We start from the raw sequence: 15,290 nt of genomic DNA, 5'->3' as shown, positions 1-15,290 counted from the left end.
TCAGCGGGTTTTTTGATTGTGGCTATTCGGTCTGCTCAAAAGGGCCGAATACTGAACCCTTTTTTGATCTGCTCATGTAGGTGCAATGCCAGATGATTAGCGCTATCAGAAAGTAAATAAAGCTGATGCGGCGGCAGCCCAGGTAACTGTATTCCGGGGATGAGTTTGGTCAGCCCGGTGGTCATGCGCTCCTCCTCAATCATCCCGACCGCCAGCCCACACATGATGGCCGCCTCCACAGCCGTCGAGCTGGCACTCTCCAGCAGGACTCGGTAATAAACCCCATGCTCTTTCAGGGCCTGTAAGGCCGATGCCCGGTATGGGCACCCGGTCAGCTGCACTGCAATGGGCAGCGGTGCCTGCTCGGATCTCTGGAAATTCTCGGCAACTACCCAGACGGGTTGGATCGTGCCGAGACGTTCACCCTGTTCCAGCGGTTGTGAGCTGACAATCAGTGCCAAGTCAATTTGTTCGCGACTGAACATTGTGAACAGCTCACCACTGGACCTGGCTTCCACCTCCAGTTCAAGCAGCGGATTGTCTGCAATTAGCAACGGTAGGAAGTCACGCATAAATGCCGGAGCGTATGAGTCAGGCAAGCCCAGGCGGATTTTGCCCTGCATGCGTTGTGGCGTGAGTGATGCGAGCAGGCGGTCATGGCTTTTCAGAAAGTCAGTGGTTTCACTCAGCAACTTCTTGCCATACATCGTGAGTTCGACGCCCTGGTTGTTGCGGCTGAACAACCGTTGACCCACCAGTTGCTCCAGCTTGTGGATTTGAGTGGTGACAGTCGATGCACTGCGATGGACATGGTTGGCTGCTTCATTGAAACGCCGAAAGCGGGCAACCGCATGAAAGGTGCGTAGAAGGTCGATGTTCAGTTGTTTGTTCATGATTCCTCTTTTGAGGATTAGTGGTGCGGATTATTCAAATATACAAAATCATGACCCCACTTTAGTCTTTTGGTCAAACAAGAGCGCACCTGCATACCTAATAAGAAAGAGTTGGAGCGTATATGGATATCAACACGCTGGTTGTAGCGTCCTTGCAGAACAATCATGACCTGGAAGGAAGAATCTGGACTATTGAAAACGCTGAGAAATATTCGACCTTGTCTGAGCATCGGACGGAGCTTTCGCAGCAAGTCAGCGCAGAAATACTAGCGCTGATGACCGCCTTGAATAGCCAGGGGATAAGCGACGAAGGCGTATGCGCCGCGCCTTGCGGAACGGGCTCCCTGGGTGACCTGCTGCAATCAGTCGCTGGAGATCTGGTCGATCTCCTGGGGCAGGGCAGCGTTCATTACGTCGAACTGGGTCCAGAACCAGTGAAAACATCCGCCCTGATGGGGTATTTGCTTGAGTGTGGCATTGAGCTTGAGTATTACACCGCGGTCGATATCAACTGTGCTTCGCAGGGCATCATGCGTCGTGCGATTGAGCCGATGCTGGCCACTCCTTAGGGGTTTTCCTATCTGGCCACTGATTTCCGGGACTTGTCCAGGCACCAGCTTGAACGCGGTCAGGATGTGACGCTAATTACAATGCTGGGCTTTCAAGAGGGCAATGAGTTGCCCGATACCGTAGGCGAGATCATCCGCCGGGTGGGCGGCATGCGAACGTACGTCTTGTCAGAAATGCAGTTGTCCACGGTTGAGGATGACGCTCATATCCATCGTTTTTATAACCACGATTGCATGATTCGGTTTTCTGATCTGATCGGGTTGAAACTGGGTTTGGAGAAAACGGATAGCCATCGGGTCATCATCTCCGAAATCGAGCACCACGATGAGCGCTACCGTGTAGCTGCAACGTTGTTGCCCGTCCATGACGGTCACGATGATGGCTATCTCTTGACGAATGTCTGCCTGAAATACACCCGCGAGCAATTCATCCGTGTGCGCCAGGAGTACGGCAGTTGCCGAGTAATTGGTGAGTATTGCAGCGGAGATGGCAGTGTTATGTATCAACTGTCCGAGTATTGCCTGGACCACGATTGCACTGACAGATAGAGGTGGATAGCCATGAGACGAGACGGTGACCTTCCGGTATTTGTACAGGGAGCAGGACGGCTGAAACTGGCGTTGCAGGCGTCGCTTTCTCCAGCATCGTTACGATGCAAGCATCCAGGGGCATTGCTCGATACCTTGAAGCATTGGAGTGACAGCTACTTACGCAACAGTGTTCCAGCATTCGGGCATCGCCAAAGTCTTGCCGAGCTTGGTTATGTGAACTCGCCGTTGGGCGTCGCCTCGGCTGAGCAACTAACAGCCGTGGCACAGGTTGCGGGACTATTCACCGAAGAGGGCGTCACGCAACTACGTCGAGCTTGTTATCAGTTGGAGGCGGGCTCTACCACCAGCGACTGGATTATTTCCAATCGCACCCGCGCCGCCACTGAGTCCTCGACCCTTATTCGGGAGATGATGGATAGTCGCGCTTTTTTGTTGGCGGTGTCGCAGATTGCAGGTGTCCCTTTGGTGCCCCACCCATTTTTACGGGCGCGTTCACAGGTCAACTATTTCTACCCGCGCCAGGCCCCTGAGGATAAAGCCCAGATTGGCATGTGGCATACCGACGGCACCAGTTTCGTGTTGAATATCCTGCTATCGGACCCTGGTGAGTATGAAGGTGGAGAGTTCGTTTTTTTTGACCAGCGGAACGAGCTTTTTGATGTGAGTAACCTGGATGGACACGTATGTACCAGCGTAGTCAGGGCCAGTGGCGATGCGGTCTACCTTTACGGTAGCCGTGTGTTTCATGGTGTTCGCCCGGTCACGGCCGGCAGGCGTATGTCGTTGGTCCTTTCATTTCATTGTCCTTACAGCTCAGTCGATGTGAACAAGTTCTGGCACCTGGCATCCGACGACGGTGTACTGAGGACTATCCGGCCATGGTTCCAGCTTAGGCGCGACTTGGCATTGCCCGCTGACGAGCAATACCGTCGACTGGGCATTGAGCCTATTACCTTTACCGAACTGGCGATATTCAGGGGTAATAATGATGTCGCCTAAGAGCACGACTTTGGGAACGCTGAAGTTACTGTTATTGCAGATAGTGTTTGTCTTGTCCTGGAGCTCCGGTTTTATTGGAGCGAAGATGGGGGCCGAGGATGCGGGAGCGTTCAACTTGCTGTTCTGGCGTTTTTTGCTGGTCTCAGTCTGTCTGGCGCTGTTTTTGAATATCGCGCTGCTGAAGGTTTCCTGGGAGCAAATTCGCCACCATGCGGTGATCGGTTTTTTGTCGCAGTTTCTCTATTTGAGTTGTGTCTATGTGGCGATCCAAAATGGTTTGCCGCCAGGTATTGCGGCGATCATCGCTGCGCTTCAGCCGCTGATGACCGCTGCACTTTCATCGGGCAGTACGACAGAGCGCAGCGGAGCGTGGCAATGGCTGGGTTTGCTGGTTGGTTTTTGCGGGGTGTCGATTGTGATCGCGGGGCAGTACCGCAATAGTGCTGCCGAGCTCGGACTGGGTATGTATTTACTGCCGCTTGTCTCTGCACTGGGGCTGACGATGGCGACGTTATATGAACGGCGCTCAACGCTTAGACAAACTCATCGCAGCCCCTTGAGCCTGTCACTGTTTATCCAGTCGCTGATTACCTTGATGGGCTTCACTGCGGCCGTGCTCTACACCGATACGTTCAGCATTCCCCGGGACAGCGCCGTACTGGTCTCGATCGTTTGGCTGACGGTGTTTTCTACGTTTGTCGCGTATCTGAGCCTCTGGATGTTGTTACGGGTCATGACCGCTACCCACGTCGCAGCGCTGGTGTATCTGGAACCCCCCGTGACGTTGGTCTGGGCGGCAGTCATGTTTGGCGATGTGATTTATACGTCGACGTATGTGGGAATTGCGGTGGTGGTGGTTGGGCTGATTCTGGTCCGTTTGAAGAGGCAGGCGATGGTGCGTGCGTCGTAAACATCATGCCCCGGTCGCTTGGATAGGGTTCTTCAGGTCGGCTTTTTGGTTCCCAGTAGCCGCACTTCCTTGAGCAACGCCGCGCCCAATTGCTCCGTTCCCAGTTCCTTGTACCCAACCGCCTTGATCTCACCGTTCTCTTCCGCCTGGATGATGATCACCGGCGTTTCCTTGCCTGTGCCCGCTTCGACGTGCATGGCGTATTGGGGGATTTCCAGCTTGATGGGCGTGCCTGCCGCCTTGCCTTTCACATTGATCAGAAACGCCGCACAGCCATTGTCGACATCGTCGTTGGTGGCAGAACGGCCGCTGACGAAACAGGTCTCTGGAAGGTCCGGCCAGGCGATGGTTTCTGCCAGGGCGAGGGTGGGTGTCAGGAGCAGGGCTGCGAGCAGAAGCGTGCGCACGTTGGGCGGTCTCTCAAGGGCAGTGGAATACAGGTTTTACCAAAGCAGGCCCGTTGCAGCAACGCCAGGATTCAGCCCAGGCGACGCATGCCGACGGCTTTCGCGGCATCGATATCAAAGGTGGCGGTGTATTCGCACCCGGCAGCGTGGGCACAGCGTTCGATCAAACAGTCGGCGAAGTCAGCCTTGGTCGTGGTAAATCGGCGCACGGCCTGCCAGATGAGTTCGGCATCTTCGATGATCAGTTCACGGGTGCGCAGCAGGGTTTCCAGAACCGCCACCAGTTGCGTCTTGGTGCATTGGTAGCAGCTCTGTAATACCCATACCAGCTCCACGACCGAGACCAGGCTGACGAAGCCCGGTGAAACAACGGTCAGGGATTCGATCAGGTTCGAGGCCTTGGCCGATTGAACCGGATCGTCCTGAGTGACATAGCGCACCAGCACATTGGTATCCAGGCCAATCATCCCGCTTTCGCTCCCTGCGCGGCGATGGCCTGGTTCATTTGTTCAATGCTGACGGCCTTGGCGGGCTTGCGGATCAGGCCCTTGAGGTCCTGGATGCTGTGGTTGGCAGCGATAATGGCAAACTTGCCATCTTCCATTTCGACAAACTCCACCCGGTCTCCGGTGTCCAGGCCCAACGCGCTGCGGACTTGAACGGGGATGGTGATTTGCCCTTTTGAGGTGAGTGTGGCGGTGGCCATAATGAAGATCTCCATCGGGATATTCCTTACCTTAGGGTAAGGAATAATGGAGGACAAGATCCGTTGGTCCATAGGTCGCTCTGCTGGTAGGTGTCGGTGGTCGGAATAGATAAAACCCTAGTCCGCTTTCGCTCCCTCGACACCCCTCAGATGGCTCTAAAGCAATACAACCTATGACCTGGCAATCTGCCTTATTGCACCACGCGATAGCACGGTACATACGCCGCGCCGCCAGGCAGTTTCATCCGGTGTTGCTCCACAAACGCCTTCAACAGCTCATCCAGTGGTTTCATGATGGTCGGGTCGCCGTGGATCTCGTACGGGCCGTTCTGTTCGATCATGCGGATGCCCTTGTCCTTGACGTTACCCGCCACGATCCCCGAGAACGCCCGGCGCAGGTTGGCCGCCAGTTCATGGGGCGGCAGGGCATGGTTCAACTGCAGGCTGGCCATGTTGGCATGGGTTGGGTCGAACGGACGCTGGAAGCCTTCGTCGATCTTCAGCAGCCAGTTGAAGTGGAAGGCGTCGTTGCGCTCGCGGCGGAACTGTTTGACGTCCTTCAGGCCCGCGGTCATCTGCCGGGCGACTTCGGCGGGGTCATCAATGATGATCTGGTAGTGGGCCTGGGCCGCTTCACCCAGGGTCGCGCCGACAAACGCATGCAGCTGTTGCAGGTACGGCGCCGCCTGTTTGGGCCCGGTGAGGATGACCGGGAAGGGCACGTCACGGTTGTCCGGGTGCATCAGGATACCCAGCAGGTACAGGAACTCTTCAGCCGTACCGGCGCCGCCGGGGAAGATGATGATGCCGTGCCCGACACGCACGAAGGCTTCCAGGCGTTTTTCGATATCCGGCAGGATCACCAGTTCGTTGACGATCGGGTTCGGTGCTTCGGCAGCGATGATGCCCGGCTCGGTGAGGCCCAGGTAGCGCCCGCCGGTGATGCGTTGCTTGGCGTGGGAAATGGTCGCGCCCTTCATCGGACCTTTCATCACGCCCGGGCCGCAACCGGTGCACACGTCGAGGCTGCGCAGGCCCAGTTCGTGCCCGACTTTCTTGGTGTATTTGTATTCTTCGGTATTGATCGAGTGCCCGCCCCAGCACACCACGATCTTCGGCTCGACACCCGGGCGCAAGGTACGCGCGTTGCGCAACAGGTGGAACACGTAGTCGGTGATGCCCTGGGAGGTGCTCAGGTCGATGCGTTGGCTATCGAGTTCGTTTTCGGTGTAGACAATGTCGCGCAGGGCGCTGAACAGCATTTCCCGGGTGCTGGCGATCATTTCGCCATCTACGAACGCGTCGGCTGGCGCGTTCAACAGTTCCAGGCGCACGCCGCGATCCTGTTGATGGATGCGGACTTCGAAGTCCTTGTAGGCGTCGAGGATGGTCTTGGCGTTGTCGATATGGGCGCCGGTATTGAGGATGGCCAGGGCGCACTGGCGGAAAAGCGTATAGATGCTGCCGGAGCCGGCTTCGCTCAGTTGCTGGACTTCACGTTGTGACAGCGTTTCGAGACTGCCCTTGGGGCTGACGGAGGCATTGATGACTTGGCGTTGAGGCATTCTTATTCCCTGAAAGCGCAGCCACCGGGCGATGGACAGCCAGTGGCTTGAGGATGACGAGCGCCGAATACGGTCGCACAGGACGGGCATTTTCCCTGCCCTGAAGGCAGGACGCAAACTCTGTCCTGCCTCATCATGCCGCAGAACTTGCTGAATTCGCGCCCTTGTCGGAAAAATATAGTGCCTTTGGCCGGTGTGGATTGGATTTTGCGAACAGAAGAATTGCGACTATCGTGACGCTTCGGTTTTTCGGACGTCATAGACCAGTACGATTGACGCCGTAATGGCCACCATTGGCCATCGGCACCTTGGAAGAGGCAGAAATTTTATGATCATCAAACCGCGGGTTCGTGGCTTTATCTGTGTGACCGCCCACCCTGTTGGCTGCGAAGCGAACGTCAAAGAGCAGATCGACTATGTGACCGAACACGGTGCCATCGAAGGCGGCCCGAAGAAAGTCCTGGTGCTCGGTGCGTCCACCGGTTACGGCCTGGCTGCGCGTATCAGTGCCGCGTTTGGTTGTGGCGCCGACACCCTTGGGGTGTTTTTTGAAAAAGAAGGTGAAGAAGGCAAGCTCAGCTCTGCCGGCTGGTACAACAGCGCCGCTTTCCACAAGTTTGCCGCCGAAAAAGGCCTGTACGCCAAGAGCATCAATGGCGATGCGTTCTCTGACGAGATCAAGCGCCTGACCATCGAAACCATCAAGAAAGACCTTGGCAAGATCGACCTGGTGGTCTACAGCCTGGCCGCGCCGCGCCGTACTGATCCGCAGGGCGTGGTGCACAACTCCACCCTCAAGCCGATCGGCAAGGCTGTGACCCTGCGCGGGATCAACACCGACAAGGGCGTTGTGGTCGACACCACGCTGGAGCCGGCGACCCAGGAAGAAATCGACGGCACCGTCAAAGTGATGGGCGGCGAAGACTGGCAGCTGTGGATCGACGCCCTGCGTGACGCCGACGTGCTGGCCGAAGGCGCCAAGACCACCGCGTTCACCTACCTGGGCGAAAAACTGACCCAGGATATCTACTGGAACGGCTCCATCGGCGAGGCCAAGAAAGACCTCGACAAGAAAGTCCTGACCCTGCGCGACAACCTCGCCGCACTCAAGGGCGATGCCCGCGTCTCGGTGCTCAAGGCCGTGGTTACCCAGGCCAGCTCGGCGATCCCGATCATGCCGTTGTACCTGTCGCTGCTGTTCAAGGTGATGAAGGAGCAGGGCACCCACGAAGGCTGCATCGAGCAGGTCTACGGTCTGTTCAAGGACAGTCTGTACGGCAGCGAGCCGAAGCTTGACGCCGATGGCCGCCTGCGTGCCGACCTGGCGGAGCTGGAACCGAAAGTCCAGGACGCCGTGGCGGCGCTGTGGAATCAGGTGACCGATGACAACGTCAACGAAATCAGCGATTTTGCCGGCTACAAGGCAGAGTTCCTGCGCCTGTTCGGTTTCGAGATTGGTGGCGTGGATTACGACGCGGACGTCAATCCGACCGTGAAGATTGAAGGTCTGGTTCAGGCTTAAGCTCTAACAAACTAAGCGAAACCCTTGTGGGAGCTGTCGAGCCCCGGCGAGGCTGCGATAGCGGTGGTTCAGGCAACATAATGTTGCAGTGCCGCCGCTATCGCAGCCTCGCCGGGGCTCGACAGCTCCCACATTTGCTTCATGCTGGGTGTTCCAGTGACCACACTCGGCTAACGGAGGATCTTCATGACGATTCGTGCAGTAGTTTTTGATTTCGGCGGTGTTCTGTTTGATTGGAGCCCGCAGCATCTGTACCGCAAACTGATTACCGGTGACGAGGAGCGCCAATGGTTCCTCGAGAACATCTGTACCCAGGCCTGGAACACCGAACAGGACGCTGGGCGCACTCTGGCTGAAGCCACCCACAGCCTGATCGCCGAACACCCGCAACATGAGGCCCTGATCCGGGCCTACTACGACCGCTGGCATGAAATGCTGCGCGGCCCGCTCGCCGACGGCGTAGCGATTCTTGAAGACCTGCATGAGGCTAAAGTGCCGCTGTTCGGCTTGACCAACTGGTCCGCTGAAACCTTCCCCTATGCTCGCGCCAACTACCCCTTCCTGAAGTACTTTCGCAATATCGTGGTGTCCGGCGAGGTAAAGCTGATCAAGCCCGACCCTGCGATCTACCGCGCCAGCCTTGAGCAGGTGCGCGCCCATTTGCCGGATATCCGCCCCGAAGAACTGGTGTTTATCGACGATGTGGCTGAAAACGCCCACGCTGCCAGTGCTGTGGGCTGGCGGGGTATTCATCATGTATCACCCGAGCAGACCCGCGGTGAGCTGAAGGCCCTGGGGGTGAATTTCTAACGCGCCCATTGTTCGATCACGAAGTCGACGAAGGCCCGCAGCTTGGGCAGGCGGTAGCGGTCCTGTGCATATAGAAGGTGCATGGAGCGCGAAGGTGACTGATAGCCTGGCAGTAGCGCCACCAGTCGGCCCGCCAGCAGGTCGGCGGCCACCAGGGCGTCGGGTAGCATCACGATGCCCATGCCTTCGACGGCCGCGCGCTGCAGGGCCTGGGAGCTGTTGATGGTCATGGGCCCGGACACGGCGACTTCGACTTCACCCTCGGCCCCCCGTAGGCGCCAGAGTTTGTCGGCGTTGCGCCAGTCATCGGTCGATGGGTAGGCGAACGCCAGGCAGTCGTGGTTCTGCAAATCCATGGGTTGCTGGGGTGTACCCCGGCGCGCCAGATAATCCGGCGATGCGCACAGGGTCATGGTGTAGTCCTGCAAGGGCCGGGCGATCAGGCTCGAAGGTTGCAGCTCACCCAGGCGGATTGCGACGTCGAAGCCACTGTCGATCAGGTCCATCGTTTGATTGCTCAACACCACGTACAGCTGGATCAGCGGGTAGCGGCGGGAAAACTCACTGAGCGCCGGTGCCAGGCGCTCGGCCCCGAACGCGGGCGGTGCGGTGATGCGCAGCAACCCTTGGGGCGCCTCGCGGTGGACCTGTTCCGCCAATTGCTCGGAGTTGGCCACCAGCCCCAGGACTTCTAGGCAGCGCTGGTAATACAGGCCACCGAACTCGGTCAGGCTTTGCTTGCGGGTCGTGCGCTTGAGCAGGCTGACGCCGAGGCGTTGTTCCAGGGCGCGCAAGTGGTTGCCGACCATGGTCGTAGACAGGCCGCAGACCTGGGCCGCTGCGGTCATGCTGCCGGTTTCTACCACTTTGACGTAGACGCTCATTGCCTGGAACAAGTCCATTATCAAGTCCTGATTTAAAGTCATTGCAGGTATGCGCAGTTTATCCAGCTTGAGTGGCTAACGATACTAAGGCCATGACCTTGATGGAGCCCGATGCCATGACCGCCGCTTGCCTGATGACCACCTATCAACCCCTGGCACTGAGCTTTGCCCGTGGCTTGGGCACCCGCCTCTGGGACCAGCAAGGCCGTGAATACCTTGACGCGGTGGCCGGGGTTGCCGTGACCAATGTCGGTCACTCCCACCCGCGGCTGGTGACGGCAATCAGCGAGCAAGCCGGGTTGCTGTTGCATACCTCCAACTTGTACGGCATCGACTGGCAGCAAAGGCTGGCCCAACGTTTGGCCCGGCTATCGGGCCTGGATCAGGCGTTTTTCAACAATTCTGGCGCCGAGGCCAATGAAACCGCGTTGAAACTGGCGCGCCTGCACGGTTGGAAAAAAGGCATCGAGCAGCCGCTGGTGGTGGTCATGGAGAACGCCTTCCACGGCCGCACCCTGGGCACCATGGCCGCCAGTGACGGGCCATCGGTACGCCTGGGATTCCAGCGTTTGCCGGGGGATTTCATCAAGGTCGGCTTTGGCGACCTGACGGCATTGGACGCAGTGACCCGTGAGTTTGGCGCCCGGATAGTCGCGGTATTGCTGGAGCCGATCCAGGGTGAAAGTGGCGTGCAACTGGCCCCGCCGGGCTATCTGAAAGCCTTGCGCGCCCACTGCAGCCAGCACGGTTGGTTATTGATGCTCGATGAGATCCAGACCGGCATTGGCCGTACCGGCACCTGGTTTGCCTTCCAGCAGGAGGGGATTGTCCCGGACGTCATGACCCTGGCCAAAGGCTTGGGCAACGGCATTCCGATTGGCGCCTGCCTGGCCCGTGCCTCGGTGGCCAAGCTCTTCACCCCAGGCAGCCATGGCAGCACCTTTGGCGGTAACCCGCTGGCGTGTCGCGTGGGCTGCACGGTGCTGGATATCATCGAGGAACAAGGCCTGCTGGAGAACGCCGCGCGCCAGGGCGAGCGGCTGCTGGCGCGGCTGCGAGTGGAATTGAGTGAGCATCCGCAGGTGCTGGCGATCCGTGGTCGTGGCCTGATGATCGGCATTGAACTGGCCACGCCGCAGCGTGACCTGGCCGAACGGGCCGCACGGGAGCAGGGGTTGTTGCTCAACGTTACGCGGGGCAAGGTCATTCGCCTGCTGCCGCCCCTGACCCTGGACAGCAAGGAAGTGGAGATGATTGTGCGGGCCATCGCTCGGTTACTGTGAAGCGGGTCCGTTCAGCCACTCCTGGTTCAGCGTCTGGCTATCCCCCAGGTAGTCCAGGAGCCAGGCCATGGCGGGTGACAGTTTGTTCTGCGCCCAGGCCACGCAGGACGGGCTGGCCGGGAAGGGCCGGGACAGTTGCAGGGCCGCCAGCTCACCGCTGTCGATCAATGGCTGCACCAGGTGCGCCGGCACCATGCCGACGCACAACCCGTCCTGCAGGCAATCCATGGCCGATGCCCAGTTGGGGACCACCAGGCGCCGCTGGTTATCCAGGGTCCAGGTGTCGCGCTTGGGCAGGTTGCGCGAAGTGTCGGTCATGCACAGCGACGCAAAGGGTCGCAGTTGATCGTCACTGAGCAAACCGTCGAGCTGGGCCAACGGATGCCGGGCGCTGACCACGCACAGCCAGTTCAACAAGCCCATATCACGAAATGTGAAGTGGCTGGCCACCGGCACCGCGCTGGTGGCGCCGATCACGATATCGGTGCGCTCGTCCGCCAGGGCGTCCCACACCCCGTTGTACACCTCGTACTCCAGCAGCAGCTCCACTTCCGGGAACTGGCGATAGAAGTCCAGCACCAGTTGCCGGCAACGCTGCTGTTTGACGATGGAGTCCACCGCCACCTTCAGCTGGCCGCTCCAGCCATTGGCCACCTGCTGGCACAGTCGGCGGGTGCCGAGCATGGTTTTCATCACGCCACGGGCTTCGTCGATAAACAGGCGGCCGGCGGGGGTCAGCTCTACATCGCGGTGGCGGCGGATAAACAGCGGCACTGCCAGCCATTCTTCGATTTGCCGCACGGTGTAGCTGATGGCCGAGGGTACGCGGTGCAGTTCCTGGGCGGCAGCGCTGAAGCTACCGTGACGGGCCACGGCATCCACCACATCCAGGGAGTATTCGGACCACATGGGGGTTGCCTTCAAAAATATTGATAAGAACGTCCAATTATTATCGCTTCACAGGGCAACTGCCAGCTTCATAATAGGCGCCAGTCAGCAAATTGTTTGATGGCAGTACTTACAAGGCTTCAATGAAAAACTCTTTTGGTTTTACCTGGTACCTGGCAGGGCTGAGCATGCTCGGCTATCTGGCCATGGATATGTACTTGCCCGCGTTCGGCGCCATGGGCGAACACCTGCAGATTTCCCCCGGTGCGGTGGGGGCCAGCTTGAGTATCTTCCTCGCCGGTTTTGCCGTGGGGCAACTGCTCTGGGGGCCGCTGTCGGACCGCCTGGGGCGTAAGCCGATCCTGCTGGCCGGCCTGAGCCTGTTTGTGCTCGGCTGCCTGGGGATGTTTTGGGTCGAGACCGCGCCGCAACTGCTGGCGTTGCGTTTTGTACAGTCGATTGGGGTGTGCAGCGCCGCAGTCAGTTGGCAGGCGCTGGTGATTGACCGGTACCCGGCCGACAAGGCGCACCGAGTGTTTGCCAGTATCATGCCGCTAATGTCCCTGTCACCGGCTCTGGCACCGTTGTTGGGGGCGGTGGTGTTGAATCACTGGAGCTGGCAGGCGATCTTTGCCGTGTTGCTGGTCGTCTCGCTGTTACTGCTGTTGCCGACTCTGTTCCTCAAACCGATGCCCAAGCGCCTGGCCACTGATGGCGAACAGTCGCGGCTGGGTTACGGGCAATTGTTCAAGTCGCGGGTGTTTACCGGCAATGTGATGATCTTCGCCGCGTGCTCCGCCAGCTTCTTCGCCTGGCTCACCGCCTCGCCATTTATTCTCGGTGGCATGGGCTACAGCCCCAATGACATCGGCCTGAGTTATGTGCTGCCGACCCTGGCGTTTCTGGTGGGCGGCTACAGCTGCCGCAGTGCCCTGCAACGGTTCCAGGGCAAACTCCTGTTGCCGTGGTTGCTGGTGGCCTATTGCGTGAGCATGGTGGCGTTGTATCTGGTCGCGACCTTGACGGTGCCGACGTTGACCACCTTGCTGATTCCGTTCTGCCTGATGGCCCTGGTCAACGGCGCCAGCTATCCGATTGTGGTGGCGAATGCGCTGATGCCGTTTTCGGAAAACTCCGGCAAGGCCGCCGCCCTGCAAAACACCCTGCAACTGGGCTTGTGCTTTGTCGCCAGCCTGCTGGTGTCATCCTTGCTGGAGCAGCCGTTGCTGGTCACGGTGATCGTGATGCTGGCGACCGCGCCGCTGGCGGTGCTGGGTTACTGGCTGGCGCGGACCAAGGCGGATGAGTCGCAGATGGCGCCGGCCTAGCCTAGAAGGTCACTTCCATATTCAATGTCGGTGTCGAGGTGCGGCTGCCACGGCCGCCATCGACCCCGAACTTGTTATGCCAGTATTCGTAGCCTACCCCCAGGTACAGGTTGGGCTTGACGCTTTTGCCCGGCCGTACCGCGACCATCAGCGCGGTGCGCATCAGGGTTTCTGCGGCGGTGTCGCGACTGTTGTAGTCATGGCCTTTGTCACCGACATGGTTGATAAAGCCCTGGAACTTCGCGCCATGGTTGCCGAGTTCGAATGGGCGCATCCAGGTCAGGTTGAGCATGTAGGTGTCGTCGAAGGTGTGGTTCGGATCCTTCGCACCGGGGATGCCGGAATGGTTGTTTTCCTTGTAGTACATCAGGCTCAGGTCCAGCACCCCGACCGTATTGAACTTCACGGTCGGCCCGAGCACCAGGGCGCGTTTTTTCGCGGATGCCAGGTTGTTGTTGCGGTTGGCATCGAACCCCAGGGTCAGCGCGTAATCCTTGATCAGCCCGGTGCCCAGCGGCCTGTCGAAGGCCCGTGACGCATACAACTGATGGCGGTAGACCGCATACACCTCGCTGCCGCCGTGATCGGTGCCCTTGCGCGGGTCACGGCTGTCGGACAGGAAGACGTCGAGGTTGAGGAAGTTGCTGCCGTACTGGTAACCACTGGCATGGGTGAAGCTGTAGATGCGCTTGCTGAATTCGTCGGGGTTGTTCGGATTGGTGAACTGTTGTCCGTAGCGAAATCCTACGCTGTTGTTCATCCATTCCACCGCGACAGCCTCCCCGCCGCCGAGGAGTGTGAGTAATACGGTTGCGCCGTGCAGTGCCTTTTTCATTGTTTTAGTTCCTTTGGCGTTTGGCTCGTGGCAGCCGTGCAGGGGCCGCCGGGCGCAGTATCGACACAACCGCCGTGATGCTCAAAGAACAGAATATCGACTGGGCTGCTGCCGAATCGGCAGCACTGAAGCTGGCCTGCAGGTCAGGAAATACGCGGTGTACAGGGCAATTCTTCGCGTTCACGCAAAGCGATTTCCTCGCTGATCAGGTGGGCCATCGACTCGACCGCCGTGGGCAAATCCCGACCTTTGCGCGCATACAACCCCAGGTCGCTGAACATCCCGCCCTGGTCGCTCAAGGGAATGTGCAGCAACTCACCCCTGGCCAAATCGGCCTCGATCCCGATGCGCGTCTGGAACGCCACCCCCAACTGCTGGCGCGCCAACTGCCGCGCCAGTTCCATGGAATTGCTTTGCAGCAAGGGCTTGTGCGCGGCCGACGAGCGCTTGTGCAGCGGGGCGATCAGGTGATGGATCGACAGCTCGCTGTTGGCCTGGATCACCCCGTGCTCGGCGCACAGGGTGTAGCTGACGCTGGCATGGGAAGCCAGTGGATGCCCCGGCGCTACCAATGCCCCGAGGCGGAAATGGCCGACACACAGTTGCGTGGTTTCCGCGCTGCGCGGCAGGGCGAAGGCCAGCCCCAGGTCTGCCTGGCCATTGATCACCGCCGCCGGAATGGATTGTGAGCCCTGCACGGTCACACCGATGGTCACCGCCGGGTAGCGCTGGCGCATGCGTTTGAGCACGGCGGGCAGCAACTCCACTGTCGCGCCTTCCACCGTGGCGATCTCTACATGCCCGGTCTGTACCTGGTTCAGGCCTTCCAGTTCGCCGCGCACCCGTTCCACATCCTGCAACACCAGGGTCACATGGCGGGTCAGGATTTCCCCGGCCGCAGTCAGGCGCAGCCCACCGGGCAGGCGCTCGAACAGGGCCGCGCCGACTTCGTCTTCGAGTTTGAGAATCTGCCGGTTCACTGCCGACGAGGCCACGTTCAGCCGGCGCGCGGCTTCGCGGATCGAATGGCAGCGGCGGACCATATCGAAGTAGCAAATGGCCGCAGAGTGGATACGCAGCGTGCGGTTGAGCATTTTTTTCAGGTCCTTGTGGGCACGGCTTGAGGCCTTTGGGCAGGG

At 59.1% G+C, this 15,290-nt stretch carries 17 protein-coding genes; 8 read left to right on the top strand and 9 right to left on the bottom strand.

All coding sequences use genetic code 11. The features are described from left to right. Window positions 1-35 precede the first annotated feature (35 nt). On the bottom strand, window positions 36-893 hold the full coding sequence (locus tag K1X80_RS19835; RefSeq protein ID WP_057960281.1) for a LysR family transcriptional regulator: 858 nt from the start codon (window positions 891-893) through the stop codon (window positions 36-38). 122 nt (window positions 894-1,015) lie between these two features. Between K1X80_RS19835 and K1X80_RS19830 the strand changes: the two genes are divergently transcribed. From K1X80_RS19830 to K1X80_RS19815, 4 genes are read left to right on the top strand one after another with little or no spacing between them, the layout of a single operon-like run. Continuing rightward, window positions 1,016-1,462, top strand: coding sequence for a hypothetical protein (locus K1X80_RS19830; RefSeq protein ID WP_198817682.1), 447 nt, complete (start codon window positions 1,016-1,018; stop codon window positions 1,460-1,462). Window positions 1,463-1,495: 33 nt separating this feature from the next. After that, window positions 1,496-2,011, top strand: coding sequence for a hypothetical protein (locus K1X80_RS19825; RefSeq protein WP_162947753.1), 516 nt, complete (start codon window positions 1,496-1,498; stop codon window positions 2,009-2,011). Between the two features lie 12 nt (window positions 2,012-2,023). Beyond that, a complete protein-coding gene (locus K1X80_RS19820; RefSeq protein ID WP_198817681.1) occupies window positions 2,024-3,013 on the top strand; it encodes a 2OG-Fe(II) oxygenase in 990 nt (329 codons plus the stop codon). Further along, on the top strand, window positions 3,003-3,923 hold the full coding sequence (locus tag K1X80_RS19815; protein WP_057960364.1) for a DMT family transporter: 921 nt from the start codon (window positions 3,003-3,005) through the stop codon (window positions 3,921-3,923). Before K1X80_RS19820 ends, K1X80_RS19815 begins: the two co-directional genes overlap by 11 nt. Window positions 3,924-3,955: 32 nt before the next feature. Here the strand turns inward: K1X80_RS19815 and K1X80_RS19810 are convergent, their stop codons facing one another. From K1X80_RS19810 to ppnN, 4 genes are all read right to left on the bottom strand, one after another. Next, on the bottom strand, window positions 3,956-4,330 hold the full coding sequence (locus tag K1X80_RS19810; RefSeq protein WP_057960278.1) for a hypothetical protein: 375 nt from the start codon (window positions 4,328-4,330) through the stop codon (window positions 3,956-3,958). 71 nt (window positions 4,331-4,401) lie between these two features. Further along, window positions 4,402-4,797: a PIN domain-containing protein gene (locus K1X80_RS19805; protein WP_057960277.1), complete on the bottom strand. Its 396-nt coding sequence runs from the start codon at window positions 4,795-4,797 to the stop codon at window positions 4,402-4,404. Next, window positions 4,794-5,051 carry an AbrB/MazE/SpoVT family DNA-binding domain-containing protein gene (locus tag K1X80_RS19800; RefSeq protein WP_128592932.1) on the bottom strand — a complete coding sequence of 86 codons (258 nt, stop codon included), beginning with the start codon at window positions 5,049-5,051 and terminating at the stop codon, window positions 4,794-4,796. Before K1X80_RS19800 ends, K1X80_RS19805 begins: the two co-directional genes overlap by 4 nt. Window positions 5,052-5,227: 176 nt before the next feature. Next, a complete protein-coding gene (ppnN, locus tag K1X80_RS19795; RefSeq protein WP_057960275.1) occupies window positions 5,228-6,601 on the bottom strand; it encodes a nucleotide 5'-monophosphate nucleosidase PpnN in 1,374 nt (457 codons plus the stop codon). 328 nt (window positions 6,602-6,929) lie between these two features. Here ppnN and fabV point away from each other — a divergent pair, with 328 nt between their 5' ends. Continuing rightward, window positions 6,930-8,123, top strand: coding sequence for an enoyl-ACP reductase FabV (fabV, locus tag K1X80_RS19790; RefSeq protein WP_115128665.1), 1,194 nt, complete (start codon window positions 6,930-6,932; stop codon window positions 8,121-8,123). A 186-nt stretch (window positions 8,124-8,309) separates the two neighbouring features. Beyond that, window positions 8,310-8,933: an HAD family phosphatase gene (locus tag K1X80_RS19785; protein WP_120733673.1), complete on the top strand. Its 624-nt coding sequence runs from the start codon at window positions 8,310-8,312 to the stop codon at window positions 8,931-8,933. Here the strand turns inward: K1X80_RS19785 and K1X80_RS19780 are convergent. Continuing rightward, window positions 8,930-9,835, bottom strand: coding sequence for a LysR family transcriptional regulator (locus K1X80_RS19780; protein WP_057438556.1), 906 nt, complete (start codon window positions 9,833-9,835; stop codon window positions 8,930-8,932). The two genes, K1X80_RS19785 and K1X80_RS19780, sit on opposite strands and share 4 nt — an antisense overlap. Before the next feature lie 98 nt (window positions 9,836-9,933). Here K1X80_RS19780 and K1X80_RS19775 point away from each other — a divergent pair, with 98 nt between their 5' ends. Next, entirely contained in the window at window positions 9,934-11,100 is a 1,167-nt protein-coding gene (locus K1X80_RS19775; protein ID WP_128592933.1) for an aspartate aminotransferase family protein, read from the top strand. Here K1X80_RS19775 and punR read toward each other — a convergent pair. Then, window positions 11,092-12,009, bottom strand: coding sequence for a DNA-binding transcriptional activator PunR (gene punR / locus K1X80_RS19770; RefSeq protein WP_057438557.1), 918 nt, complete (start codon window positions 12,007-12,009; stop codon window positions 11,092-11,094). The genes K1X80_RS19775 and punR overlap by 9 nt on opposite strands. A gap of 122 nt (window positions 12,010-12,131) precedes the next feature. On the opposite strand from punR, the gene punC reads away from it, so the two are divergent. Next, window positions 12,132-13,316: a purine nucleoside transporter PunC gene (punC, locus tag K1X80_RS19765; protein ID WP_220172433.1), complete on the top strand. Its 1,185-nt coding sequence runs from the start codon at window positions 12,132-12,134 to the stop codon at window positions 13,314-13,316. Between the two features lies 1 nt (window position 13,317). Here punC and K1X80_RS19760 read toward each other — a convergent pair whose 3' ends face one another. Both K1X80_RS19760 and K1X80_RS19755 read right to left on the bottom strand, forming a co-directional pair. After that, window positions 13,318-14,151, bottom strand: coding sequence for a nucleoside-binding protein (locus K1X80_RS19760; RefSeq protein WP_186626191.1), 834 nt, complete (start codon window positions 14,149-14,151; stop codon window positions 13,318-13,320). A 143-nt stretch (window positions 14,152-14,294) separates the two neighbouring features. Next, entirely contained in the window at window positions 14,295-15,245 is a 951-nt protein-coding gene (locus K1X80_RS19755) for a LysR family transcriptional regulator (RefSeq protein WP_057960270.1), read from the bottom strand. Window positions 15,246-15,290 lie beyond the last annotated feature (45 nt).

The sequence above is a fragment of the Pseudomonas sp. So3.2b genome (assembly GCF_019464415.1).
Taxonomy (GTDB): domain Bacteria; phylum Pseudomonadota; class Gammaproteobacteria; order Pseudomonadales; family Pseudomonadaceae; genus Aquipseudomonas; species Aquipseudomonas shahriarae.
The sequence above is the reverse complement of the archived record's forward strand: the minus strand, read 5'-3'. Positions and strand labels throughout refer to the sequence as shown.

What these genes read in the sequence shown, in the direction of transcription:
- K1X80_RS19820 (WP_198817681.1), top strand. Translation starts at nt 2,024, where the DNA reads ATGAGACGAGACGGTGACCTTCCGGTATTTGTACAGGGAGCAGGACGG.
- K1X80_RS19805 (WP_057960277.1), bottom strand. Translation starts at nt 4,797, where the DNA reads ATGATTGGCCTGGATACCAATGTGCTGGTGCGCTATGTCACTCAGGAC.
- fabV (WP_115128665.1), top strand. Translation starts at nt 6,930, where the DNA reads ATGATCATCAAACCGCGGGTTCGTGGCTTTATCTGTGTGACCGCCCAC.
- punR (WP_057438557.1), bottom strand. Translation starts at nt 12,009, where the DNA reads ATGTGGTCCGAATACTCCCTGGATGTGGTGGATGCCGTGGCCCGTCAC.
- K1X80_RS19835 (WP_057960281.1), bottom strand. Translation starts at nt 893, where the DNA reads ATGAACAAACAACTGAACATCGACCTTCTACGCACCTTTCATGCGGTT.
- K1X80_RS19760 (WP_186626191.1), bottom strand. Translation starts at nt 14,151, where the DNA reads ATGAAAAAGGCACTGCACGGCGCAACCGTATTACTCACACTCCTCGGC.
- K1X80_RS19815 (WP_057960364.1), top strand. Translation starts at nt 3,003, where the DNA reads ATGTCGCCTAAGAGCACGACTTTGGGAACGCTGAAGTTACTGTTATTG.
- K1X80_RS19785 (WP_120733673.1), top strand. Translation starts at nt 8,310, where the DNA reads ATGACGATTCGTGCAGTAGTTTTTGATTTCGGCGGTGTTCTGTTTGAT.
- ppnN (WP_057960275.1), bottom strand. Translation starts at nt 6,601, where the DNA reads ATGCCTCAACGCCAAGTCATCAATGCCTCCGTCAGCCCCAAGGGCAGT.
- K1X80_RS19780 (WP_057438556.1), bottom strand. Translation starts at nt 9,835, where the DNA reads ATGGACTTGTTCCAGGCAATGAGCGTCTACGTCAAAGTGGTAGAAACC.
- punC (WP_220172433.1), top strand. Translation starts at nt 12,132, where the DNA reads ATGAAAAACTCTTTTGGTTTTACCTGGTACCTGGCAGGGCTGAGCATG.
- K1X80_RS19800 (WP_128592932.1), bottom strand. Translation starts at nt 5,051, where the DNA reads ATGGAGATCTTCATTATGGCCACCGCCACACTCACCTCAAAAGGGCAA.
- K1X80_RS19830 (WP_198817682.1), top strand. Translation starts at nt 1,016, where the DNA reads ATGGATATCAACACGCTGGTTGTAGCGTCCTTGCAGAACAATCATGAC.
- K1X80_RS19755 (WP_057960270.1), bottom strand. Translation starts at nt 15,245, where the DNA reads ATGCTCAACCGCACGCTGCGTATCCACTCTGCGGCCATTTGCTACTTC.
- K1X80_RS19775 (WP_128592933.1), top strand. Translation starts at nt 9,934, where the DNA reads ATGACCGCCGCTTGCCTGATGACCACCTATCAACCCCTGGCACTGAGC.